General features: G+C 63.9%; 21 protein-coding genes and 1 pseudogene. 9 read left to right on the top strand and 13 right to left on the bottom strand.

What is annotated here, in order from left to right:
• Positions 1-21 precede the first annotated feature (21 nt).
• Positions 22-351, top strand: a complete 330-nt coding sequence (locus HX881_RS19610) for a hypothetical protein (protein WP_017129089.1) — start codon at positions 22-24, stop codon at positions 349-351.
• Here HX881_RS19610 and HX881_RS19605 read toward each other — a convergent pair.
• Entirely contained in the window at positions 324-1,436 is a 1,113-nt protein-coding gene (locus HX881_RS19605; protein WP_177086087.1) for an AbrB family transcriptional regulator, read from the bottom strand. The genes HX881_RS19610 and HX881_RS19605 overlap by 28 nt on opposite strands.
• A 133-nt stretch (positions 1,437-1,569) precedes the next feature.
• Between HX881_RS19605 and HX881_RS19600 the strand changes: the two genes are divergently transcribed.
• Positions 1,570-2,469: a LysR family transcriptional regulator gene (locus HX881_RS19600; RefSeq protein ID WP_177086085.1), complete on the top strand. Its 900-nt coding sequence runs from the start codon at positions 1,570-1,572 to the stop codon at positions 2,467-2,469.
• A gap of 21 nt (positions 2,470-2,490) precedes the next feature.
• Here the strand turns inward: HX881_RS19600 and HX881_RS19595 are convergent, their stop codons facing one another.
• From HX881_RS19595 to ehuB, 4 genes are read right to left on the bottom strand one after another with little or no spacing between them, the layout of a single operon-like run.
• A complete protein-coding gene (locus HX881_RS19595) occupies positions 2,491-3,282 on the bottom strand; it encodes an amino acid ABC transporter ATP-binding protein (RefSeq protein WP_177086083.1) in 792 nt (263 codons plus the stop codon).
• On the bottom strand, positions 3,275-3,925 hold the full coding sequence (gene ehuD, locus HX881_RS19590) for an ectoine/hydroxyectoine ABC transporter permease subunit EhuD (protein WP_017129095.1): 651 nt from the start codon (positions 3,923-3,925) through the stop codon (positions 3,275-3,277). The genes HX881_RS19595 and ehuD overlap by 8 nt, the downstream gene beginning before the upstream one ends.
• A gap of 16 nt (positions 3,926-3,941) precedes the next feature.
• The gene (gene ehuC / locus HX881_RS19585) at positions 3,942-4,619 is read right to left on the bottom strand and encodes an ectoine/hydroxyectoine ABC transporter permease subunit EhuC (RefSeq protein WP_103033124.1); all 678 of its coding nucleotides are present in this window, start codon (positions 4,617-4,619) and stop codon (positions 3,942-3,944) included.
• 52 nt (positions 4,620-4,671) lie between these two features.
• Entirely contained in the window at positions 4,672-5,547 is an 876-nt protein-coding gene (gene ehuB, locus HX881_RS19580) for an ectoine/hydroxyectoine ABC transporter substrate-binding protein EhuB (protein WP_177086081.1), read from the bottom strand.
• Positions 5,548-5,947: 400 nt separating this feature from the next.
• Here ehuB and HX881_RS19575 point away from each other — a divergent pair, with 400 nt between their 5' ends.
• The gene (locus tag HX881_RS19575) at positions 5,948-7,159 is read left to right on the top strand and encodes an MFS transporter (protein ID WP_177086079.1); all 1,212 of its coding nucleotides are present in this window, start codon (positions 5,948-5,950) and stop codon (positions 7,157-7,159) included.
• Between the two features lie 104 nt (positions 7,160-7,263).
• Here the strand turns inward: HX881_RS19575 and HX881_RS19570 are convergent, their stop codons facing one another.
• Entirely contained in the window at positions 7,264-7,863 is a 600-nt protein-coding gene (locus tag HX881_RS19570) for an RNA polymerase sigma factor (protein ID WP_017129101.1), read from the bottom strand.
• A gap of 372 nt (positions 7,864-8,235) precedes the next feature.
• On the opposite strand from HX881_RS19570, the gene HX881_RS19565 reads away from it, so the two are divergent.
• Positions 8,236-9,162, top strand: coding sequence for an anti-sigma factor family protein (locus tag HX881_RS19565; RefSeq protein ID WP_177086078.1), 927 nt, complete (start codon positions 8,236-8,238; stop codon positions 9,160-9,162).
• Between the two features lie 58 nt (positions 9,163-9,220).
• Positions 9,221-10,345 (top strand): catalase family peroxidase, encoded by a 1,125-nt coding sequence (locus HX881_RS19560; RefSeq protein ID WP_177086076.1) that lies wholly within the window; start codon positions 9,221-9,223, stop codon positions 10,343-10,345.
• A gap of 120 nt (positions 10,346-10,465) precedes the next feature.
• On the opposite strand, the gene HX881_RS19555 is transcribed toward HX881_RS19560, so the two are convergent.
• The 7 genes and pseudogenes from HX881_RS19555 to HX881_RS19525 form a co-directional block, all read right to left on the bottom strand.
• Positions 10,466-10,825, bottom strand: coding sequence for a Na+/H+ antiporter subunit G (locus HX881_RS19555; protein ID WP_177086074.1), 360 nt, complete (start codon positions 10,823-10,825; stop codon positions 10,466-10,468).
• The gene (locus HX881_RS19550; RefSeq protein WP_017129105.1) at positions 10,822-11,100 is read right to left on the bottom strand and encodes a K+/H+ antiporter subunit F; all 279 of its coding nucleotides are present in this window, start codon (positions 11,098-11,100) and stop codon (positions 10,822-10,824) included. Before HX881_RS19550 ends, HX881_RS19555 begins: the two co-directional genes overlap by 4 nt.
• Positions 11,097-11,585: a Na+/H+ antiporter subunit E gene (locus HX881_RS19545; RefSeq protein WP_177086072.1), complete on the bottom strand. Its 489-nt coding sequence runs from the start codon at positions 11,583-11,585 to the stop codon at positions 11,097-11,099. Before HX881_RS19545 ends, HX881_RS19550 begins: the two co-directional genes overlap by 4 nt.
• Complete coding sequence (locus HX881_RS19540) at positions 11,582-13,261, bottom strand: monovalent cation/H+ antiporter subunit D (protein ID WP_177086070.1); 1,680 nt, start codon at positions 13,259-13,261, stop codon at positions 11,582-11,584. Before HX881_RS19540 ends, HX881_RS19545 begins: the two co-directional genes overlap by 4 nt.
• Positions 13,258-13,602, bottom strand: coding sequence for a Na+/H+ antiporter subunit C (locus HX881_RS19535; RefSeq protein ID WP_003192163.1), 345 nt, complete (start codon positions 13,600-13,602; stop codon positions 13,258-13,260). Before HX881_RS19535 ends, HX881_RS19540 begins: the two co-directional genes overlap by 4 nt.
• A complete protein-coding gene (locus HX881_RS19530) occupies positions 13,602-16,538 on the bottom strand; it encodes a monovalent cation/H+ antiporter subunit A (protein ID WP_177086068.1) in 2,937 nt (978 codons plus the stop codon). The genes HX881_RS19535 and HX881_RS19530 overlap by 1 nt, the downstream gene beginning before the upstream one ends.
• A 259-nt stretch (positions 16,539-16,797) precedes the next feature.
• Positions 16,798-17,837: pseudogene (locus HX881_RS19525) on the bottom strand (DMT family transporter).
• Here HX881_RS19525 and HX881_RS19520 point away from each other — a divergent pair.
• The 4 genes from HX881_RS19520 to HX881_RS19505 all read left to right on the top strand — a co-directional run bounded on the left by HX881_RS19520 (position 17,832) and on the right by HX881_RS19505 (position 21,627).
• Positions 17,832-18,395 carry a helix-turn-helix domain-containing protein gene (locus HX881_RS19520; protein WP_177086066.1) on the top strand — a complete coding sequence of 188 codons (564 nt, stop codon included), beginning with the start codon at positions 17,832-17,834 and terminating at the stop codon, positions 18,393-18,395. The pseudogene HX881_RS19525 and the gene HX881_RS19520 sit on opposite strands and share 6 nt — an antisense overlap.
• A gap of 177 nt (positions 18,396-18,572) precedes the next feature.
• Positions 18,573-19,775 carry an SfnB family sulfur acquisition oxidoreductase gene (locus tag HX881_RS19515; protein WP_177086064.1) on the top strand — a complete coding sequence of 401 codons (1,203 nt, stop codon included), beginning with the start codon at positions 18,573-18,575 and terminating at the stop codon, positions 19,773-19,775.
• Positions 19,776-19,784: 9 nt separating this feature from the next.
• On the top strand, positions 19,785-20,240 hold the full coding sequence (locus HX881_RS19510; protein WP_177086062.1) for an acyl-CoA dehydrogenase family protein: 456 nt from the start codon (positions 19,785-19,787) through the stop codon (positions 20,238-20,240).
• A complete protein-coding gene (locus HX881_RS19505; protein WP_177086060.1) occupies positions 20,230-21,627 on the top strand; it encodes an LLM class flavin-dependent oxidoreductase in 1,398 nt (465 codons plus the stop codon). Before HX881_RS19510 ends, HX881_RS19505 begins: the two co-directional genes overlap by 11 nt.
• Positions 21,628-21,639: the final 12 nt, after the last annotated feature.

The following is a 21,639-nucleotide window of genomic DNA, read 5'->3' as shown; positions in this document are numbered from 1 at the left end:
AATGACCATAAGGAACGAACCATGAATTTTTCAGCTGTTGTCCAGGAGTTCCGCAATGCCTTGCCGGGCACCGATTCCTTCAAGCGCGTACGGGTGCAATGCGAACAGATCATCCGCACGCTGCCCGAGCAGGCGGCCATCTGTTTTGTCATCGGCGAGTTCTGCCGGGCCTATGTGCTGTTCTATGAAGATCAGGAAGTTCGTCCGGAGTTTGCCCAGCAGATCCAGGCGCAGTTGCTGGGTTACATGGACAGTCTTGACGAAGCCTTGCGCACCGCCGACAGCGGCCTGATCGCCGCTGCCCTGAATGAGGTGGTGGTGGCCTATGCCGGCAGTCGCGGCTTGGTCTGAGCGTCTTGCCCGGCGAAACGGATCACCAGTCGGGCGAAGAAGGCACCGGTGAAGATCACCGCCAGCAGGCGCAGGGTCTGCATTGCCAGGACCAGGCCGATATCGGAATGGGTGTCGACCGCGATGATCGCCATGGTATCCAGCCCGCCGGGGCTGGTGGCCAGGTAGACCGAGAGGAAATCCAGGCCGAGCCACTTCGCCAGGACCCAGGCCGAGGCGGCGCAGAGGGCGATCAGGCTGATGGCGCCGAGGATCATCGTCGGCAGGCGTTTCCACACATACAGCACGGTGGGTCGGTCGAACCGCAGGCCGACGAAACAGCCGATGGCCCCGTACGCGACCGCCAGCAGTCCGGCGGGCAGGGTGATGTGCAGCAGTCCGGAAAGCTGCAGGGCCCCGCCGATCAGCAGCGGCACCAGCAGGGCGCCGGCGGGGATGCGCGCACCGAGGACTACGCCGAGCACCGCGGTCGCCAGGGTCAGCCCCAGGTCGACCAGACTGAAACCGTGCAGGACGGCCTCTGTGGCATGCAGTCCGGTGCCATTGGCAGGGGCCTCCAGCACATGGCTGACCAGCGCCCCGATCACCACCACGCAAACCACGCGGACATATTGCATGGTTGCCACGACCCTGCCATCGGCACCGAAATCATCGGCCATCAGGACCATGGCCGATGCCGCGCCCGGTGAGGTGCCCCAGGCGGCAGTACTGGCCTGGATCCCGCCGAAACGCACCATCGCCAGGCCCACCAGCGAGCTCAGGCACACCGTCAGCACCGTGGCGAACAGCATCAGGTGCCAGGATTCGGCCATCGACGTCAGTACCGCCAGCGTCATTGAGTGGGCGGCGAGCAGGCCGATGCAGCCCTGGCCTAAGCGAAACGCCTGCCGGTGAATGCGGATGTTGGCACCACTGACGCCAAAGCCGATGGCCACCAGCATTGGCCCGATAAATTGCCCGGCCGGCAGGCTGGCGTGCTTGAGCAGTTGTCCGGCGGTGCCGGCGAGGATGATCAGGGCCAGCCATTGCAATGGGCGGGGCCAGGTGGTCAGGGAGAACCGTGATGACGAGGATGATGCAGGCAAGAAACACACTCCAGAGCGCTGGACGCGCCTGTTGCAGGGCGTTGGGATCGGCGCGGCAGATAAATTATTGATAACGCAATCGATCAAGTCCAGACTCTAATTGTGATGAAACGATAACTTTGGTTGATCAATTATGGATCTGCGGGATCTCACCTATTTCGAAACGATTGCCGACCTGGGGCACCTGGGGCGGGCAGCCGAAAAGCTCAATCGCAGCCAGCCGGCACTGACCAAGAGCATCCAGCGCCTTGAGGAGTCGTTCGGCACCAAACTGTTCGAGCGCGAGGGGCGGCGGATCAAGCTGACACCGGTCGGCATGCTGTTGCAGCAGCGCGGCCGGCAGTTGCAGCAGAGCATTGCCGAGACCCATCGGGAGGTACGCGACTTCGCCAGTGGCGTGCTGGGCAATATCCGCCTGGGCTGTGCGGCGAGCATGGCCGAATACCTGCTGCCGCAACTGACTGCGGCCTTGCTCGAACGGGCCCCGGAGATCACCCTGAACCTGGCGATCGGCCAGGACGACATGCTGCGCGAATCCCTGCGTTCCGGGCGTCTGGACATGGTGATCTGTCCGCTGTTCGACGACTCGCAGTTGTTGTCCCACCCGTTGTTCGACGACGAGGCGGTAGTGGTCGCCAGTCGCAATCATCCGATCTTCGACGGGCCGATTCGTCTGAGCGAGCTGGGGCGCTATCGCTGGGTGCTGCCGGCGGCCGGCGTGTCATCGCGGCGCTGGATCGACAATGTGTTCCTTGCTCACGACCTGCCGCTGCCTTCGGTGCAGATCGAGACCAACACGATTTCCCTGCTGCCGCGCCTGATCGGCCAGACCCGGCTGCTGAGCTTCCTCGCACGCGAGACCCTGGAGGACGTGCGGGGTGCGATGCACCTGCGTGAAGTACGCCTCAAGGAAACCACCATGAAGCGCACTCTGGTGGTTTCCGTGCGGGCCGGCGGCTATCTGTCGCCGGCCGCGCAGACCATGCTCGACCTGCTCAAGCGCGATGGCCGGGCGTTTTTCAGCGAGCGTTGAGGGTGTGCAGGGACTTGCCCATCAACGCTGCTCCACCCGATTGAGAAAGCGCCGCGTACGCTCGTTATCCGGTTCGACCAGGATCTGCCGTGGCGTGCCGTCGGCGACGATCCGTCCGGCTTCCATGAACAGCACGCGGTCGGCGATGTCCTGGGCGAACTTCATTTCGTGGGTCACCAGCAACATGGTCATCTGGTGCTCGTGGGCGATCGAGCGGATCACCGCCAGCACTTCGCCCACCAGTTCCGGATCAAGGGCCGAGGTCACTTCGTCGAACAGCATCACCTTCGGCCGCATCGCCAGGGCCCGGGCGATGGCTACCCGCTGCTGCTGGCCGCCGGACAACTGGGCGGGATAGGCATCGGCCTTGTGACCCAGGCCAACCATCGCCAGGTAGGCATGGGCGCGCTCCAGGGCTTCCTCGCGGCTGACCTTGAGCACCTGCAGCGGTGCTTCGGTGATGTTCTCCCGCACGGTCAGGTGCGGGAACAGATTGAACTGCTGGAACACCATGCCGACCCGATGTTCCACCACCGGCTTTTTCGTGCCGGGCCAGCGCCAGCCCGAGGCCTTGGCGGTGACGGCCACGCCGTCGACTTCGACACGTCCCTGCTGGTAGGGCTCCAGGCCCTTGATCAGGCGCAGGACAGTGGATTTGCCCGAGCCGCTGGGGCCGATCAGCGCGACTTTCTGGCCTTGGGGAATGCTCAGGTCAAGGTGGTCGATCACCCGCGTCGCACCAAAATGCTTGACTACCTGGGTGAGACGGATCTGCGCCAGCGCGGTGCTCGGGAGGGGTGCGATATCAGACATGGCTGCGCCTTTCCAGGTACTTGAACAGCAGGGAAGTCGGAACGCTGATGATCAGGAACAGCACAGCCATCAGCGTGTAGGGTTCGGTGTAGCGATAGGTCATCCCGGCCACTTGCTTGGCGGCCTGGAACAGTTCCGGAATGGTGATCACCGCCAGCAGCGGGGTTTCCTTGAACATGCCGATCAGGTAGTTGCCCAGCACCGGTAACATCGGTTTCAGGGCCTGGGGCAGGATGATCCGGCGCCAGGTGGTGGTCGTGTCGAAGTCCAGCGCACGGGCGGCTTCCCACTGGCCCGCCGGCACGCCGTCGATGGCGCCGCGATAGGCCTCGGCGATGTAGGCGCTGTAGTAGAGCCCGAGGCCGATCACCCCGGTGGAAATCGCCGGCAGGGTAATGCCCGCCGAAGGCAGGGCGAAAAACAGCACATAGAGCTGGACCATCAGCGGCGTGTTGCGAAAGAAGCTCAGGTAGCCCTGGCAGAAACGCCTCGGCGCGGCGAAGGGCGAGCGCTGGGCAATCGCCAGGATCAGTCCGAGCAGCACCGCCAGGAGAAAACCCAGCACCACCACCTGCACGGTGACCAGCAGGCCGCGCAGGAGGTCGGGCAGGATCGACCAGGCAAACTCGATATCGAATTCCATGTTGTTCCCGCGTTAGCTATTTCGAGAGCCGGCGCCAGGCCGAGCTGTGTTGTTCGTAGCGCCGCACCAGCCAGGTCAGTGGCCAGGCCATGACGAAATAGCAGACCAGCACGATGCTCCAGATCAGCGTCTGCTGGCCCAGGGTGGTGACCAACTGGTTGCCGGCAAAGGTCAGGTCGCTGAGGGTGATCAGCGACACCAGCGAAGTGGTCTTCATCAGCTCCACCAACTGGTTGCCCAGTGGCGGCAACATGAACGGCAGGGCCTGGGGCAGGATGATCCGGCGCAAGGCGGCGAGCGGGCCGAAATCCAGTGCCCGCAAGGCATCGCGTTGCCCGGCGCTGACATTGACCAGCGCCGCCCGGACGATCTCCGAACCGTAGGCCGAGAAGGTCAGGCCGAGGCCGATCACCCCGGTGGTCATCGGCGACAGGCTGATGCCGAACAGCGGCAGGATAAAGAACAGGTAGAACAGCAGCACCAGTGCCGAGATGCCGCGCAGCAATTCGACATAGGCGGTGGCGAACCAGCGCAGGGCGCGCCAGGGTGACAGGCGCATCAGCGCGATCACCAGGGACAGCACCAGCACCAGCACTTCGGCGAGGAAGGTGATCTGCAGGGTCACCCACGCGCCATGGGCCAGCTGGCGCGCGATGAACAGGGCCGTATCCACGGCCGGGGTATCGATTGGCATGGCCTGTACTCGTGTGGGTTTGAGGCCGTTTCAGCGAAAGCGTGGGCAGGGCTTACTGGCTGCAACGTTGCGCGGCGGTGACGTCCGCGTCGGGCAGTTCGTTTTCGGTGTAGTCGTATTTCTGCAGGATCTTCAGCAGCTCGCCGGAAGCCCGCAGTTTGGCCAGTTGGTCATTGAACGCCTGGGTGAAGGCCGGATCGTTTTTCGGCAGGCCATAGGCCTGGTAGTTCCAGCTCGGCTTGCCCTGGGCATCCGGGATCTGGGCGAAGGGCAGGGCGCGTTCGATGGCCGGGTTGGCGGCTTTCTTCAGCAGGCCGATGATCTCGGCATCGGGGAAATACACCACGTCGATGCGTCCGGCTTCCAGGGCCGACAGGGCCTCGGTGTCCTTGTCGAACAGCACCACGTTGGCCGTGGCGATGCCGCTGTCCTTGGCTTCCTGGACCTGGTTGGTGCCGGCCTGGGTGGCCAGGCGTGCCTTGCCATTGCTGGCCACGTCCTTGAGGCTGTGCAGGTTCAGCGGGTTGCCGGCCTTGACGATAAAGGCGCCACCGGAGCGGGTGATCGGGTTGGAGAAACCGATGACCTTGCAGCGGTTGGTATTGATGAACAGGCCTTCGCCGATCAGGTCGAAACGCTTGGCGGTGACACCGGGCACCAGCGAGCCGAAGTCGGTGATCGGGGTCTCCAGCTTGTGGATGCCCAGGGGTTCGAGAATCGCCTTGAGCACATCGACATAGGCACCGGTGACCTTGCCGTCGGTGCCGATGTAGGCGTACGGCTGTTCATTGGCGATCCCGGCGCTGAGGCCCTCGGTACGGCCTTTTTCCAGCAGGCCGGCGGCCATGGCGCTGGAGGACAGGGCGACGTTCAACAAGGCGGCAGAGCACAGCACGGCCGGAAGCGACAGCGATTTGAGGACGTTCATCAAGTAAGCCTGGTATCAAAGAGGGTATGAGGTCGGCGGCTGCATCGGGGGTGACGCAAGCGCGCACGACAGGCGCGATCCCGACGGGGAGCCTGCCTGCCATGGCGTGTCTGGAATGTGGTTATAACTTTATCGTTGCGAATAGAAAGTTATAAATACCATTAAGTCATATGTATATATTTTTTGCAGGGCGCGGATTCAGTCCGGGGCGCCGAAATCCAGCAGCACTTTCATCGCCTGGCTCTTGTCCGCCGCCCGTTCGAACGCCTCGATGGCCCGTGCGAAATTCAACCTGATGGCCGAATCGTTTTTCTGATTCTCTTAAAGCTAATTGACTGCTTTAAACCAAATGGTCATATTGATTCCGAGATTTCCTCCTGCTCTCGTTCGGAACCCCGCCATGACTTCTGCGTCTGTTGGAACACCCGGCTATTCCTCCCTGTTCTGGTTGGCGCTTGGCACCTTTGCCATCGGCACCGAAGGCTTCATGATCGCCGGGTTGCTGCCAGGCATCGCCAGTGATGTTTCGGTGAGTATCGAGCAGGCCGGGCAACTGGTGACCTTCTTTGCCCTGGCCTATGCCATCAGTTCGCCGATACTGACTACGCTGACCGGTCACTTTGACAAGCGAAAAGTGCTGATCTGCTCGATGCTGGCGTTTGTCTTTGCCAATCTCCTGGCCTTCGAGGCCCAGGGTTACTGGACGCTGTTGGGGGCACGGCTGCTGCTGGCCTTCGCCGCCGGGTTGTATGCGCCGAATGCCAATGCCCTGGCGGCCGCGCTGGTGCCGCCGGAAAAACGCGGTTCGGCGCTCGCGGTGGTCAACGGCGGGACCACCCTGGCCCTGGTGATCGGCGTGCCGCTGGGCGCCCTGATCGGCAACCAGCTGGGCTGGCGCATGACCTTTGCCGGTGTCGCGGTCCTGGCGGTGATCGCACTCGGCGGCTTGCTGCTGGGGCTGCACCAGCATGTCGGGCGGGGCATGCCCACCGCCAGCCTCGCGGAACGCATCGCCGTGGCGAAGGATCCGGCAGTGTTGCGCATCATCCTGGTCACCACCTTGTGGACCACCGGCGCGTTCTGCAACTACACCTACCTGGCGTCCTACCTGACCAGGACCACCGGGATTTCCGGTTCGAGCATCAGCGAGGTGCTGTTTGTCTGGGGGATCTCGGCGGCCATCGGCATGTTCGGTGGCGGCTACCTGACCGATCGGCTGGGGCATCGCAAGGTTGGTGTGGCGGCCTTGCTGGTCCTGGTCGCCAGCTTCGCGAGCCTGTCGCTGATCGCCCATTGGCTGCCACCGGGCGAGGCCCTGGTGCCGGTGTTGCTGGTGCTCATGTGCTGGGGGCTGGCCGGCTGGGCGTTCTTCCCGTCGCAGCTTTCGCGCCTGGTGGAGGCGGCTGGTCCGCGGGTGGCGCCGGTGGCGCTGTCGCTGAATGCTTCGTTTCTCAACCTGGGGATCTCCCTGGGGGCCGCGCTGGGTTCCTTTACCCTGGTGACCGGGACCTCGGCTGACCTGGGCTGGGTGGCGGCCTGTTGCGAAGTGGTGGCGGTCAGCCTGCTGCTGTATGTCGTGCGGCGGCCGCTGGTGCGTCCAGCCACTGCCTGAAGCGAAGTTGCTCGCGGAGCAGCAACATAATCGACTGTGCGGGTCCTGGGGCGGGGCCTGAATACCTTCGGATCCATCCGGGAGCGGTCGCGTTTCTGTCCGTGTCAGGAGATCGAGGTGCTGCCGGGGTGACTGAACTGCGGTTGCGGCACGGGGCGTGTGCGCAGTGGGGGAGCGCTGCGTTTGGCCGCGGCGGATTTTTCTGCGCCGAAGAGGGCGCCTATGGCCTGGCGGGCACGTGACAGGCGACTCATCACCGTGCCGATGGGCAGGTCGAGAATCTCCGCGGCTTCCTTGTAGCTGAAGCGTTCCACGCCCACCAGCAGCATCACTTCACGCTGGGTGTCGGGCAACTGCTCGACCGCCGTGAGGATCTGATGGTGCAGCAGGTCGGTTTCCGGCGTCTGCGCGTTCGGGTCGCTGACGGTCTCGAGAAGTTCGTCGTTCCAGTCCTGGCGCGAGCGGCTGCGCACATTGCGTGAACGCAGCTCGTTGATCCAGGTGGAATGGACAATGGAAAACATCCAGCTCAACACCGAAGTATCCGGCTGCAACTGATGGGCTCGCTCCAGGGCGCGCACGCAGGCCAGTTGCACGAGGTCCTCGGCGTCGTGCCTGTCGCCCGAAATCCGCAGCGCAAATGCCCACAGGCGCGGTAGCAGCCCAGGAAGCAGTGCGGGTAAATCTGCACCGGTGATCGACATATTCCCTCTTTTTATTAACATGCCAGCCTGAAATACAGCGTCGAGTTGCGAGGTCATCCCGTGACCGGTGCCAATCCCTGGGATGTATTACGTACTTCATATTCCGTTGTAACAGAATGGATACAATGGCGCAGACAAGTATTGTGCCACTCGAATCGATAAAAACCTACGGTGATACTGCACTGAAAAAAAGACTTATAATGTATCTGAATTGATTTCGGTATTGCTTCAGCATCAGTATGTTATGGCTGTTTTAATGAATGCGATAATGTCAATATAGTGGCAGCTTTTCTACCCGCTCAAGTCGCCCCTCTGGCCCACAAGGCCTGTTCCCCAAAGTGCACAATGAATCTTTAAAGGAGACTCGATTCCATGGTGGTGGATGATGCCCTGCTGATGGCCTACGTTGACGGTGAGTTGTCACCGCAGCAGTGCCAGGAACTGGAGCGTCTCATGGACGCATCGCCGGACCTGGCCGAGCGCGTCTCGCACTTGATGGCTTCCTGCCTCCCCTACGATCAGGCCTTTGCTCGTCAAAGCCTGCCGCCGGTGCCCGAGAGTCTCGTGCACAAGATCGAAGCGTTGACCGGACAGCGTGACCCTGCTGGTGCGGCGAATCCGTCCCAGGCATTCAAGGCTCAACCGGTGCCTGGAGCAGACAGTTTTTTTACCCGTGTGTTCGGTCAGGGCCGACCCAAGTTTGCCTGGATGATAACAACATTTGCCGCGGGCGCAGTGTGTTATGGCCTGGTTGCAGAGAGTGGAATTGTCACCGTCTTGTTACATGGCGAAACCGAGTTGCGTGGCCCAACAGTTGTACAGGCATCTCCCTGGGTTCGGCAGGCGGCCAATTATCAGCAGTTGTATACCCGCGATACGGTGAGTTACATCACGCCGGATTCGGAAGTGGTGAAAAAGACCCTCGCCGATATACGTTCGGAAGATGACCTGTCGTTGCGTATTCCCGACTTGACATCCGTCGGCCTGACGTTCAAAAGAGTGCAGCGCCTGCGTTTCAATGACAAAGCGCTGATCCAGTTGGTCTACCTGCCCGCAAACGGGGCACCCGTCGCCCTGTGCGTGATGAAGGAACTGATGCCCGATCAATCGACTGCGCAACAGCAGGTGTCGGGGATGAACGTTGTGACCTGGCGACAGTCCGAGTTGGGCTACGCGCTGATCGGCGAGCCCAAGGGCGTGGACTTGAATGCCGTTGCGCGGCTGGTCGCCAACCGTAGCACCGGTCAGTTGTTCGCCGGATCCCCCGCGCCGCTGTGGATCGCCGCTCTCCAGCAATAATCAGGCGGGAGCGGGCAGGCATTGCGAAACCGATGCCTCGTCATTCCGGGTAGGCTCAATGAATTACCACCATCGCTGGCGTATCGCTCCCCTTGTCGTCGCAATCGTTTGCGTCGGTACCTTGCTCTTTCAAGCCCGTGACTTCGCCTCTACCGCGTCATCCTCCTCGGCGCCGCCGACGGCCGCGCAGATGGTTGACGAGTTCGAGGCGTCCGCCGGCCCGCATCCGGGATTTCGCCGCAACCACGCCAAGGGCACCTGCATCAGTGGTTACTTCCAGGGCAATGGCAATGTCAGCGAGTTATCGCTGGCCAGCGCCTTCAGGCCGGGCGTGGTGCCGGTGATCGGCCGTCTGTCGATCGCTGGGGGTAACCCGACGCTGAACGATGCGCGGGGCGATGTACGTAGCCTGTCCCTGAGCCTGCAGACCGAGAGCGGGGAACTCTGGCGCCTGGCGATGAACTCGACGCCAGTGTTTCCGGTACGCACGCCCCGGGCCCTGTTCGAACAGATGCAGGCCTTCATGCCGGACAAGTCCACGGGCCATGCCGATCCGCAAAAGGTCGAGGCTTTCCGACAGGCGCATCCGGAAGACCGGGCCTTTGCCCGCTGGCTGGTGAACCACCCGCCGTCCTCGGGGTTTGATAACAGCACCTTCTATAGCGTCAATGCCTTTCATTTCATCGACCGCCACCAGCAGGTTCGCGCGGTGCGCTGGGCCATGGTCCCGGAGTCGACCTACGAACCCGTCAGTGCCGAGCAGGCCGGCGGCGGCGACCCCGACTTTCTTTCCTACGGCCTGTCTACCCGGCTGGCCCAGGGGCCGGTGCGCTGGCACCTGATCATCACCCTGGCCGAGCAGGGTGATCCGACCGACGATGCCACCCGCGAGTGGCCGGCCCGGCGCACGCATATCGAGGCGGGCGTGTTGGTGATCGACAAGGTCGAGTCCCAGGTCGACGGTGCCTGTCGTGACGTCGATTTCAACCCGCTGATGCTGCCGCCCGGCATCGAGCCGTCCAACGATCCGCTGCTGCTGGCGCGGGGCGCGGCCTATGCCGAGTCCCATCGGCGGCGTCTGCTGGAAGGCGGGCGTGTTCCCGCCACTTCCGATCCCGCCGGCGCCCGTGCGGTAGAGCATTGCGAGAACTGCGCGGTAAATATCTACGGCTCTGCGGAGTAAAGTTCGAAGGTCGATGGTTCTTTGCATCGACCTTATTGTGGGAGACAAGCCCGCTCCCACAGGGGCAGGTGTTGCATCGATAACCCAGGTGCCGCAGGGAAGAGGGGGGGAGTCGACAAATCAGCTGCCGCCTTCGGTACGGCCGCTGCTGACTTCCGCTGGCACATCGTCGCCGGCCATGCGCTTGCGGAACAGTCCGGTACGGGCCAGCAGCAAGGTGGTCACCGGCACCGTGATCGACAGCAGGATCGGGATCAACCAGGCGTGGATCACCGGTTCCGACTTGAGCGCCGAAAAGTACAGGATCGAGGCCAGGGCCACGCACCAGGCGCCGATGGTCGAGGCCAGGGCCGGCGGATGCATGCGCTGGAAGAAGTCCTTCATGCGCAGCAGGCCGATGGCCCCGCACAGGGCGAACAGGCTGCTGAGCACCAGCAGCACGGCCACCGGAATCTCGATCCACAGGGACAATTCGTTCATTCGATCACCTCGCCGCGCAGGAGGAATTTGGCCAGGGCAAAGGAGCCGACAAAGCCGAACAGGGCAATCAGCAGCGCCGCCTCGAAGTAGGTGTCACTGGCATAGCGGATGCCCAGCACCAGCATCATCAGCATGGCGATGAGGTACAGGTAGTCGAGGGCCAGGACCCGGTCTTGCGCCGAGGGCCCCTTGAACAGCCGGACCACGGTCAGGACCAGGGCCACGCTGAAGATGAACAGGCTGAACAGGATCGCGTTGGCGAGCAAGTCACTCATTCGAAGATCTCCATCAGGGGGCGTTCGTAGGTGGCCTTGAAGTGCCGGATAAACGCCGTCTCTTCGTCCAGGTCGAACACATGCAGCAGCAGGACGCTGCGGTCCAGCGCCAGTTCGGACCACACCGTGCCGGGAATCACCGTGCAGATCATCGACAGCGCGGCCAGGCCGTTGGCATCGCGCAGGTCCAGCGGCACCTTGATGAAGGCCGAGCGTGGCGGACGCCGTCCGGCATTCAGCACGCCCCAGCCGACGGCCAGGTTGGAGGCGATCACATCGACTCCCACCCGCAGGAACAGGCGCAGGATCACCCAGGGCCGGCGAATACGGATCGGCAGCGGTCGCAGCGGCGCCATCATCAGTGGCGCACAGAAGCCCAGGGCGGCGCCGAGCAGCAGGTTGCCGGGGCTGACCGACAGGTTCAGCACCAGCCACAGCAGCCACAGCGCCAGGGACAGCCAGGGCGCGGGGAACAGGCGTTTCATGGCTGCACCTCCAGCGCCGCGACCTGGCTTTGCGGACTGGGCACCGCACGGGTCGCCAGTACCGCCATGACATACTGCTCGGGGTTGTTCAGGCTGTCGGCGGCGGCCTGGGTGTAGCGCAACAGGGGTTCAGCCTTGACCGTCAGCAGGATGCACAGGCCGAGCAGGGCGACGATGGGCAGGCACTCGAAGCGTCGCAGCGTCGGCGACGGACGATCCGCCGGGGTCCAGAAACGTTGCACGCCCATGCGCGAGAAGGCCACCAGCGAGGCCAGGCCGGACAACACCAGCAGCGCCAGCAGGCCCCAGGCCGCCGGCGAGATCGGCGCCTCATGACCCAGGCCCAGCGGGTTGAGCAGGGCGCTGAGCAGGCTCAGCTTGGCGATGAAGCCGGACAGCGGCGGCATGCCGATGATCAGCAGCGCGCAGGCGATGAAACTCAAGCCGAGAAAGGCCATGGTCCACGGAATCACCTGGCCGACCACCACATTCTGTTCGTCGTCGAGGTTGGTGCCGGGGCGTGGATGCAGGGACTCCAGTGGCCGCGGCAGCGGGTCGATATCCTCGTCCAGCGGTAGCTCGTTGGCCGAACGCGAGCGCTCGATCAGTTCGGCCAGGAGGAACAGCGCGCTCAGCGCCAGGGTCGAGCTGACCAGGTAGAACAGCGCGCCCGCGGTCAGGCTCGGCTGGGCGAAACCGACCGCCGACAGCAGGATTCCCGCCGATACCAGGATGCTCAGGCTGGCCATGCGTTCCAGGCGCTGGGCGGCGAGGATCGCCACGGCGGCGCAGGCGATGGTCGCCATGCCTCCGTAGATCAGCCAGTCGCCGCCGAAATACGCCGAAGCCCCGGCCTGGCCGGAGAACAGCAGGGTCCACAGGCGCAGCAGGGTATAGACGCCAACCTTGGTCATGATCGCGAACATCGCCGCCACTGGCGCGCTGGCCGAGGAATAGGCCGGCACCAGCCAGAAGTTCAGCGGCCACATTCCGGCCTTGGCCAGGAACGCCACGGCAAGAATCGCCGCGCCGGCATGCAGCAGGCCGCGATCGGCTTCCGGCACCAGCGGGATCTTCAGGGCCAGGTCGGCCATGTTCAGGGTGCCGGTGACGCCATAGACCATCGCCGCGCCGATCAGGAACAGCGACGAGGCCAGCAGGTTGATCGCGATGTAGTGCAGGCCCGAAGACACCCGTGCCCGGCCGGAACCGTGCAGGATCAAGCCATAGGAAGCCGCCAGCAGCACTTCGAAGAACACGAACAGGTTGAACAGGTCGGCGGTCAGGAAGGCGCCGTAGAGGCCCATCAGCTGGATCTGGAACAGCGCGTGGAAGCTGGCGCCGGCGCGGTCCCAGCGGGCCATGGCGAACAGCAGGGCGCTGACGCCGATGATCCCGGTGAGCACCAGCATCAATGCTGACAGGCGGTCGGCCACCAGCACGATGCCGAACGGTGCCTGCCAGTTGCCCGGCAGGTACACGCCGATGGAGGCCGGCTCCGAGGTTTGTTGCGCGCCGATCAGCAACAGCACGGAAATACCCAGGCCGAGCAGGCTCGACACCAGGTTGATGCGGGCCTTGAGCGGGCGGTGTTTCTCGCCGAGCATCAACATCACGGCCGCCGTCAGCAGCGGCAGCAGGATGGGGGCGACGATCAGGTGCGGCATCAGGTTCATTCCTTGGGCTCCCGGCCGTCGACATGGTCGGTACCGGTCAAACCGCGCGAGGCCAGCAGCACCACGAGGAACAGCGCGGTCATGGCGAAGCTGATGACAATCGCCGTCAGCACCAGGGCCTGGGGCAGCGGGTCGGTGTAGTTGAGCAGGTCCTGGGGCACGCCGTCCTTGATGATCGGCTCCTTGCCGATAAACAGGCTGCCCATGCTGAAGATGAACAGGTTGACCCCATAGGACAGCAGGCACAGGCCCATCACCACCTGGAAGGTCCGTGGCCGCAGGATCAGCCAGACACCGGAGGCGGCGAGCACGCCGATGGCAATTGCAATGACTTCTTCCATCAGGCGGCTCCTGGCGTGGGTTGCGGCTGTGGCCTGGCGTGCGGCAGGGCCAGCTGGCTTGGCCGATGGGCGCGGACCGACTGGTGCGCCAGGGCCGTGAGGATCAGCAGGGTCGAACCGACCACCACCGCGTACACGCCGATATCGAAGAACAGCGCGCTGGCGACATGGATATCGCCCAGCAGCGGCAGGTGCAGGTGCGCGGTGTGGGTGGTCAGGAACGGATAACCGAAAGCCATGGCCCCAAGTCCCGTGACCGTGGCGAACAGCAGGCCGGTGCCCATCCAGCGCAGCGGTCGCAGGCTCATCTGGGCCTCGACCCACTGGGTGCCGGCGACCATGTATTGCAGGATGAACGCCACCGACATCACCAGGCCGGCGACAAAGCCGCCGCCGGGCTGGTTATGGCCGCGCATGAACAGGTACATCGAGACCATGAAGGCGATCGGCAGCAACAGCCGCACCAGGACCGCCGGAACCATCATGAAGCCCAGCGCGGTGTCGCTGGCGCTGCGCGGGTTGACCAGGTCGGTGACCACGTCGCTGGCCAGTTGGCGCTGCTGGTTGGGCAACTGCAGGCTTTCCTTGGGTGGGCGGAAGCGACGCAGCAGGGCGAAGATCGCCAGCGCCGTGGCTACCAGCACGGTGATTTCGCCGAGGGTGTCGAAGCCGCGGAAGTCCACCAGCATCACGTTCACCACGTTGCTGCCGCCACCCTCGGGCAGGGCGCGGCTGAGGTAGAACGAGGAAATGTCGTTGGGCGTCTGGCGCGTCAGCATGGCGTAGGACAGCAATGCCATGCCGCCACCGACCAGGACCGACAGCAACAGGTCGCGCAGGCGGCGGATGCGTGCCTTGCGCAGGCTGTTGGGCAGCGGCGAGACCTCTTCGATCCGCCGGGGCAGCCAGCGCAGGCCGAGCAGGATCAGCACGGTGGTCACCACTTCGACCACCAGTTGCGTCAGGGCCAGGTCCGGCGCGGAGAACCAGACGAAGGTGATGCAGGTCATCAGGCCGCAGACGCTGACCATGGTCAGGGCCGCCAGCCGGTGGTACTTGGCTTGCCAGGCGGCGCCCAGGGCGCAGGCGATCGCCAGCAGCCAGAGAGTGACGAAGACGATGGAGCCGGGGATCTTCGGCCGGTCGCCCCAGCTCAGGCTGCTGTGCAGCATCGGAATCATCCCGGCCACCACGGCCGCCAGCACCAGCAGGAACAGCTGCGGTTGCAGGCGCTGGGTGCTGATGCGGCGCTCCAGGCGCCGGGCACAACGCATCATGATCACCAGGCTGCGTTCGAACAGGCGCTTGCCGTTGAAGCGGCCGATCAGCGGCGGGCGACTGAAGCGGCCGCGCTTGAGCTGGTTGCGCAGCAGCAGGTAGAGCAGCACGCCGCCGGACATGGCGATCAGGCTCATGATCATCGGCGCGTTCAGGCCGTGCCAGATCGCCAGGCTGTACTCCGGCAGGGTTCCGCCCACCACCGGCAGGGCGGCGCTGGCTAGGATCGAGCCGACCACCTGGGCAGGGAAGATCCCCACCAGCAGGCAGGTGAACACCAGCAGCTCCACCGGCGCGCGCATCCAGCGCGGCGGTTCGTGGGGTGTGTGGGGCAGGTCGGTGGCCGGCGGCCCGAAGAACACATCGACGGTGAAGCGCAGGGAGTAGGCGACGCTGAAGGTCCCGGCGATGGTGGCGATGATCGGCAGGGCCATCTCGACCCAGGCGGTGGAATTGATGAACACGGTTTCGGCGAAGAACATTTCCTTGGACAGGAAACCGTTGAGCAGCGGCACACCGGCCATCGAGGCGCTGGCGACCATCGCCAGGGTAGCGGTGAACGGGATCAGCCTGATCAGGCCGCTGAGCTTGCGGATATCGCGGGTGCCGCTTTCATGGTCGATGATGCCGGCGGCCATGAACAGCGAGGCCTTGAAGGTCGCGTGGTTGAGGATATGGAACACCGCGGCGACGGCGGCCAGGGGGCTGTTCAGGCCCAGCAGCAGGGTGATCAGGCCCAGGTGGCTGATGGTCGAATAGGCCAGCAGGCCCTTGAGGTCGTTCTGGAACATGGCGCAGTAGGCGCCGAGCAACAGGGTCGCAGCACCGGCGCCGCCGACGATCCAGAACCACTCTTCGCTGCCGGACAGCGACGGCCACAGCCGGGCCAGGAGAAACACCCCGGCCTTGACCATGGTCGCCGAGTGCAGGTACGCCGAAACCGGGGTGGGCGCCGCCATGGCATGGGGCAGCCAGAAGTGGAAGGGGAACTGCGCGCTCTTGCTCAGGGCGCCGATCAGGATCAGGGGCAGCAGGACCGGGTACAGGGCGTGGGCACGGATCAGGTCGCCCGCTGCCAGCACGGCGTCCAGATCATAGCTGCCGACCACATGGCCGAGGATCAGTACCCCCGCCAGCAGGCACAAGCCGCCAGCACCGGTGACCGTCAGCGCCATGTAGGCGCCGCGGCGGGCGTCGGAGCGGTGGTGCCAGTAGCCGATCAGCAGGAACGAGAACAGGCTGGTCAGTTCCCAGAAAAACACGATCTGGATCAGGTTGCCCGAGAGCACCAGGCCGAGCATCGCGCCCATGAACGCCAGGAAAAACGCGAAGAAGCGCGGCACCGGGTCTTCCGGCGACATGTAGTAGCGGGCGTACAGCGACACCAGCGTGCCGATGCCCAGCACCAGCATGGAGAACAGCCAGGCGAAACCGTCCAGGCGCAGGACCAGGTTCAGGCCCAGGCTGGGCAGCCAGGTGACGGTCTCGTGGATCACGCCGCCATGGGCGATCTGCGGGTAGTACAAGGCCATCTGAATCGTGCCGACCAGGGCAACCACACCGGCCAGGATCGATTCACTGTTGCGTGCGTTATGCGGCAGCAAGGCCGCCAGACAGCTGCCGACAAAAGGCAGAAGCAGTAGAACTATCAGGGACATAGGCTTCTAATCTGCAGGAGTTTGCGAAGGATCATACGTGGCTGGCTCCGGATCACCAACCCACAAGCTGTCGCAGAATCCTACAAGGTAGGCGGTAAATGCCTGATATGCATGGTTGAAATCACTTACATGCAACTGATCGTTCCCACGCTCTGCGGGGGAATGCAGCCTGTGACGCTCTGCGTCACCTCAAGGGCGGACGCGGAGCGTCCAGTGAGGCATTCCCACGCCAACGCCTCGACGTGGGAACGATCAAAGGCTAGGGGTTGTTCGAGTCCAGCGCCTCGCTCTCGACCTCGTCCTCGGCTGGCTCGGCCGCTTTGCCCTTGGTCTTCAGCTCGCTGACAATCACCGCCGCGACGATCAGGGCCGCCCCGACCAGCGCCAGCCCCGGCAGGCGCTCACCCGCCAGGCGCCCGGCGATCCCGGCCCAGACCGGCTCGCCGGCATAGATCAAGGTCGCGCGGGTCGGCGAAACACTCTTCTGTGCCCAGTTCATCGCCACCTGGATCGCCGCGCTGGCCGCGCCCAGGCCGACCGCGCTGACCAGCAGCAGCCAGGAAAACTGCGGCAGCTGCTCCTGGGTCGGGACGATCATCAGGAACGCCAGCACCGAGGCGGTGCCCAGTTGCACCACGGTGACGCGACGCACATCGACCTTGCCCGCATAGTTGCTGATCAGGATGATCTCGGCGGCAATGGCGATGGCGCTGATGATGGTGGCGATTTCCCCTGGGCTGAACTTCAGCTGGGCGCCGTTCGGCCCGGACAGCAACATCAGCCCGGTAAAGGCCAGCATGATGCCGATGCTCGGCATCAGCCCCGGTCGCTTGCCCAGCACCAGCCATTGCAGCAGCGGCACGAAAGGCACATAGAGCGCGGTGATAAACGCCGACTGGCTGCTGGGAATGCTCTGCAGGCCCACGGTTTGCAAGCCATAGCCGAGCATGATCGCGGTGCCGATAAAGATCCCGGCCTTCATCTCGAAAGCGGTCATGCCCCGCAGGCTGCGCGCCGAAAACAGGGCGACGATGCAGGCCGCCGCGGCAAATCGCAGGCCGACGAAAAACATCGGCCCGCTGACGGTCATGGCGTTCTGCACCAGCAGGAAAGTGCCGCCCCAGATCATGGTGATCAGGATCAGCACGCACTCGGCTTTGCTGAACCGCAGGGTCGAAGGTAACAAGCTGTTGGATTTCACCGGAGTCATGGCCTTGCGCGCTACCTGGGTGAGACGCACAATGCGCCGGAGCTGGGCAGTATACTGCGCAAACCCACTAAGTGAGCAATATAGTGCACAAAGAAACTTCGCAACGCGCCTCGGTCCTGCAGCACGTCAGTCAGAATGTGCGACGCCTGCGGCATGAGGCCCAGTTGAGCCAGACCGCGCTGTCGGAGAAATCCGGGGTCAGCCGGCGGATGCTGGTGGCCATCGAGGCCGGGGAAAAGAACGTCAGCCTGACCACCCTCGACCGGGTGGCCGAAGCCCTCGACGTGGCCTTCAGCGACCTGATCCAGGCCCCGGAGGCCCGTGACCCGAGCCGTATCAACGAGCTGGCGTGGGCCGGACTGATTCCCGGGAGCAAGGCGGTACTGCTGGCGAAGGCGGTGGCCAGCCGCGAGGTGGAACTCTGGGAATGGCGCCTGGAACCGGGCGAACGCTACCACTCCGAGCCCGACGGCGATGGCTGGAGCGAGCAACTGTACGTTTTCGAGGGATGCCTGACACTGTTGCTCGGCGAACAGGAGCAGCAGATCCATGCCGGCGAGTTCTTCATGTTCGCCAGCAACCAACCCCATGGCTATCGCAACGATGGCGAGGTGGCAGCGCGGTTTGTGCGCAATGTGGTGATCTAGACCGCGGGTGCTGTTGGCCCAGCAACAGTTGATGGACAGTTTGCTGTTTTTTGCTTGTAGTGATTTCTAGGTTTTAATTGTAACTAGCTGATTTTTATTGATTATTTGTTATGGCATGGCTCCTGCTATGTCCTGTGCATGCGTTTTTCGCACTCACCAGGACTCTGGAGTCGGTCTATGACAACTGCCGCCAAACCCACCTACACCGCCCATGTCATCCGTTCGGATGAAGAGGCGATTGCCGCCGCCAGGACCCTCGCCGCGCGTTTCGCCGTCGAGGCGGGCGTACGCGACCGTGAACGACGCCTGCCCGCTGCCGAACTCGATGAATTCGCCGCCAGCGGCCTGTGGGCCATCACCGTGCCCAAGGCCTACGGTGGTGCCGGGGTGTCCTATGTAACGGTGGCCGAAGTGATCAAGATCATTTCGGCAGCCGACTCGTCCCTCGGCCAGATCCCGCAGAACCACCTCGGCGTACTCGATATCCTGTTGCAGACCGCCAGCGAGGAGCAGAAGCGTCACTACTTCGCCAAGGTGCTGGAGGGCTACCGCTTCGGCAATGCCTTCTCCGAAGCCAAGAGCAAGAATGCCGGGACCTTCGATACCCGTATCCGCTTCGAGGGCGACACGGCCTATATCGACGGCGAGAAGTTCTACTGCACCGGCGCCTTGTTCGCCCATATCGTCCCGGTGGTCGGCCTGGACGAAGCGGGCAACGCACAGATCGCCTTTGTCGAACGCAATGCCCCGGGCCTGACCATCGTCGACAACTGGGACGGTTTTGGCCAACGCACCACCGCCAGCGGCAATGCCTTGTTCGTCAACGTCAGGGTGCCGCGCAGCAGCGTCATCCCGGCCCATCAGGCCTTTGACCAGCCGACCGCCAACGGCCCGATCTCGCAGATCATCCAGGCTGCCGTCGACACCGGCATCGCCCTCGGTGCCCTCGAAGAAACCAAGCGTCACGCCCGCCAGGCCCGACCCTGGATCGACAGCCAGCAGGAGCATGGCTGGCAGGATCCGTTCAGCCTCGCGGCCATCGGCGACCTGGAATGGCGGGTGCACGGCACCGAAGCGATCCTGGAAAAGGCCGGGCGGGCGGTGGACCACGCGCTCGCACAGCCGAGTGCGGACAGTGTGGCGCAGGCTTCCGTGGTGGTGGCCCAGGCCAAGGTGCTGTCGGCCGAAACCGCGTTGCTCGCCAGCAGCAAGCTGTTCGAACTGGCCGGGACCCGCTCGGTGCTCGGCAAGCACAACCTCGATCGCCACTGGCGCAACGCCCGGACCCACACCCTGCATGATCCGGCGCGCTGGAAGTACCACCTGATCGGCAACTACCTGCTCAACGGCGTCAAGCCGGCCCGGCATGCCTGGAACTAGGAGTTCGTGATGAACGCATTGAATCATTCGATTGCCCATGATGCCTCGCTGACCCGTGCCGGCGATGACCTGCTGGCGGCCCGCGCCGGGCTCGAGCGTACCCTCGCCGCCGTGCGTGCCCAGCCGCGGCAGGCACAAGACCCGCAGGTGATCGGCCAGTTCGGCGACCTGCAGATTCGCATCGAGGTGGCCGCCGCGCTGATCGAGCGCGCCGAGCGCTTTGCCGTCGGCCCGCAGGACGACGCCGAGAAGATCATTGCCGCCACCGAAGCGGCGATTGCCAGTGCCGATGCCCTGCAACAGGTCGGCAATGTCGAATGGGCGCTGACCGGGCAGCGGGCGCAACTGACGTCCGGCCATGATCCGCTGCAAGACCCCCTGCATCTGAAATACACGCTGATTGGCAACTTCCGCCTCAACGGCGTGGTGCCTGACCGTTCCAGGAGTGCTGTCGATGTCCCGTGAAATCCGTCTCAATGCCTTCGACATGAACTGCGTGGGACACCAGTCCCCGGGGTTGTGGGCCCATCCACGGGATCGTTCCTGGCAGTACAAGGACCTGGAGTACTGGACCGACCTGGCGAAAATCCTCGAGCGCGGCAAGTTCGACGGCCTGTTCATCGCCGATGTGCTGGGTATCTACGACGTCTACAACGGCAACGGTGACGCGGCGATCCGCCAGGCCGCACAGGTGCCGGTCAACGACCCGCTGCAACTGATCCCGCCGATGGCGCTGGTGACCGAGCACCTGGGGTTCGGCCTGACCGCTTCGTTGTCGTTCGAGCACCCGTATCCGTTCGCCCGTCGCCTGTCGACCCTCGACCACCTGACCAAGGGCCGTGCCGGCTGGAATATCGTCACCTCCTACCTGGAGAGCGGGGCGAAGAACCTCGGCCAGCGCGCCCAGACCGAACATGACGCGCGTTATGACTATGCCGAAGAGTACCTGGAGGTCTGCTACAAGCTCTGGGAAGGCAGTTGGGAAGACGGCGCGATCCTGCGCGATCGCGAGCGCAAGCTGTTCAGCGATCCGAGCAAGATCCACGAGATCCAGCACTTGGGCAAACACTTCCAGGTGCCCGGCATTCACCTGTGCGAGCCGTCGCCGCAGCGTACACCGGTGCTCTACCAGGCCGGTGCGTCGAGCCGGGGCAAGCAGTTCGCCGCCGAGCATGCCGAATGCGTATTCGTCGCCGCGCCGTCCAAGGTGCTGCTGAAGAAGGTCGTGGCCGATATCCGTCGGCGCGCGGCCGAGGCGGGGCGGGATCCCCACAGCATCCTGATTTTCAACCTGCAGACCGTGATCCTCGGCGAAACCGACGCCAAGGCCAAGGCCAAGTTCGAGGAATACAAATCCTACGTCAGTTACGAGGGCGCCATGGCGCTGATCTCCGGCTGGACCGGGATCGACTTCAGCCAGTTCAAGCCGGACGAACCGCTGCGGCATGTGCACACCAACGCCATCCAGTCGGCGGTGGAGACCTTTTCCACGGCGGACCCGAATCGGATCTGGACCCCCAACGAACTGGCCGACTGGGTCGGCATCGGCGGTTTCGGCCCGCTGTTTGTCGGCAGCCCGGAAACTGTCGCCGACCTGTTGCAGGAGTGGGTCGAGGACACCGATGTCGACGGCTTCAACCTGGCTTATGCACTGACCCACGAGACCTTTGTCGACGCGGTCGAGCTGCTGGTGCCGGAGTTGCAGAAGCGCGGTGTGTACAAGACCGAGTACGCCCCGGGCACCTTGCGCGAGAAGCTGTTCGGCGCCGGGCCGAAGCTGGCGGATATCCATCCGGGAGCGGGGTACCGGGATCTGGCGGCGCTGCGGGAGAAAGGCTTGCGTTCGGCCTGATGGCGAGCGCAC

The sequence above is a fragment of the Pseudomonas gingeri genome, assembly GCF_013386115.1.
Taxonomy (GTDB): Bacteria; Pseudomonadota; Gammaproteobacteria; order Pseudomonadales; family Pseudomonadaceae; genus Aquipseudomonas; species Aquipseudomonas gingeri.
The sequence above is the reverse complement of the archived record's forward strand: the minus strand, read 5'-3'. Positions and strand labels throughout refer to the sequence as shown.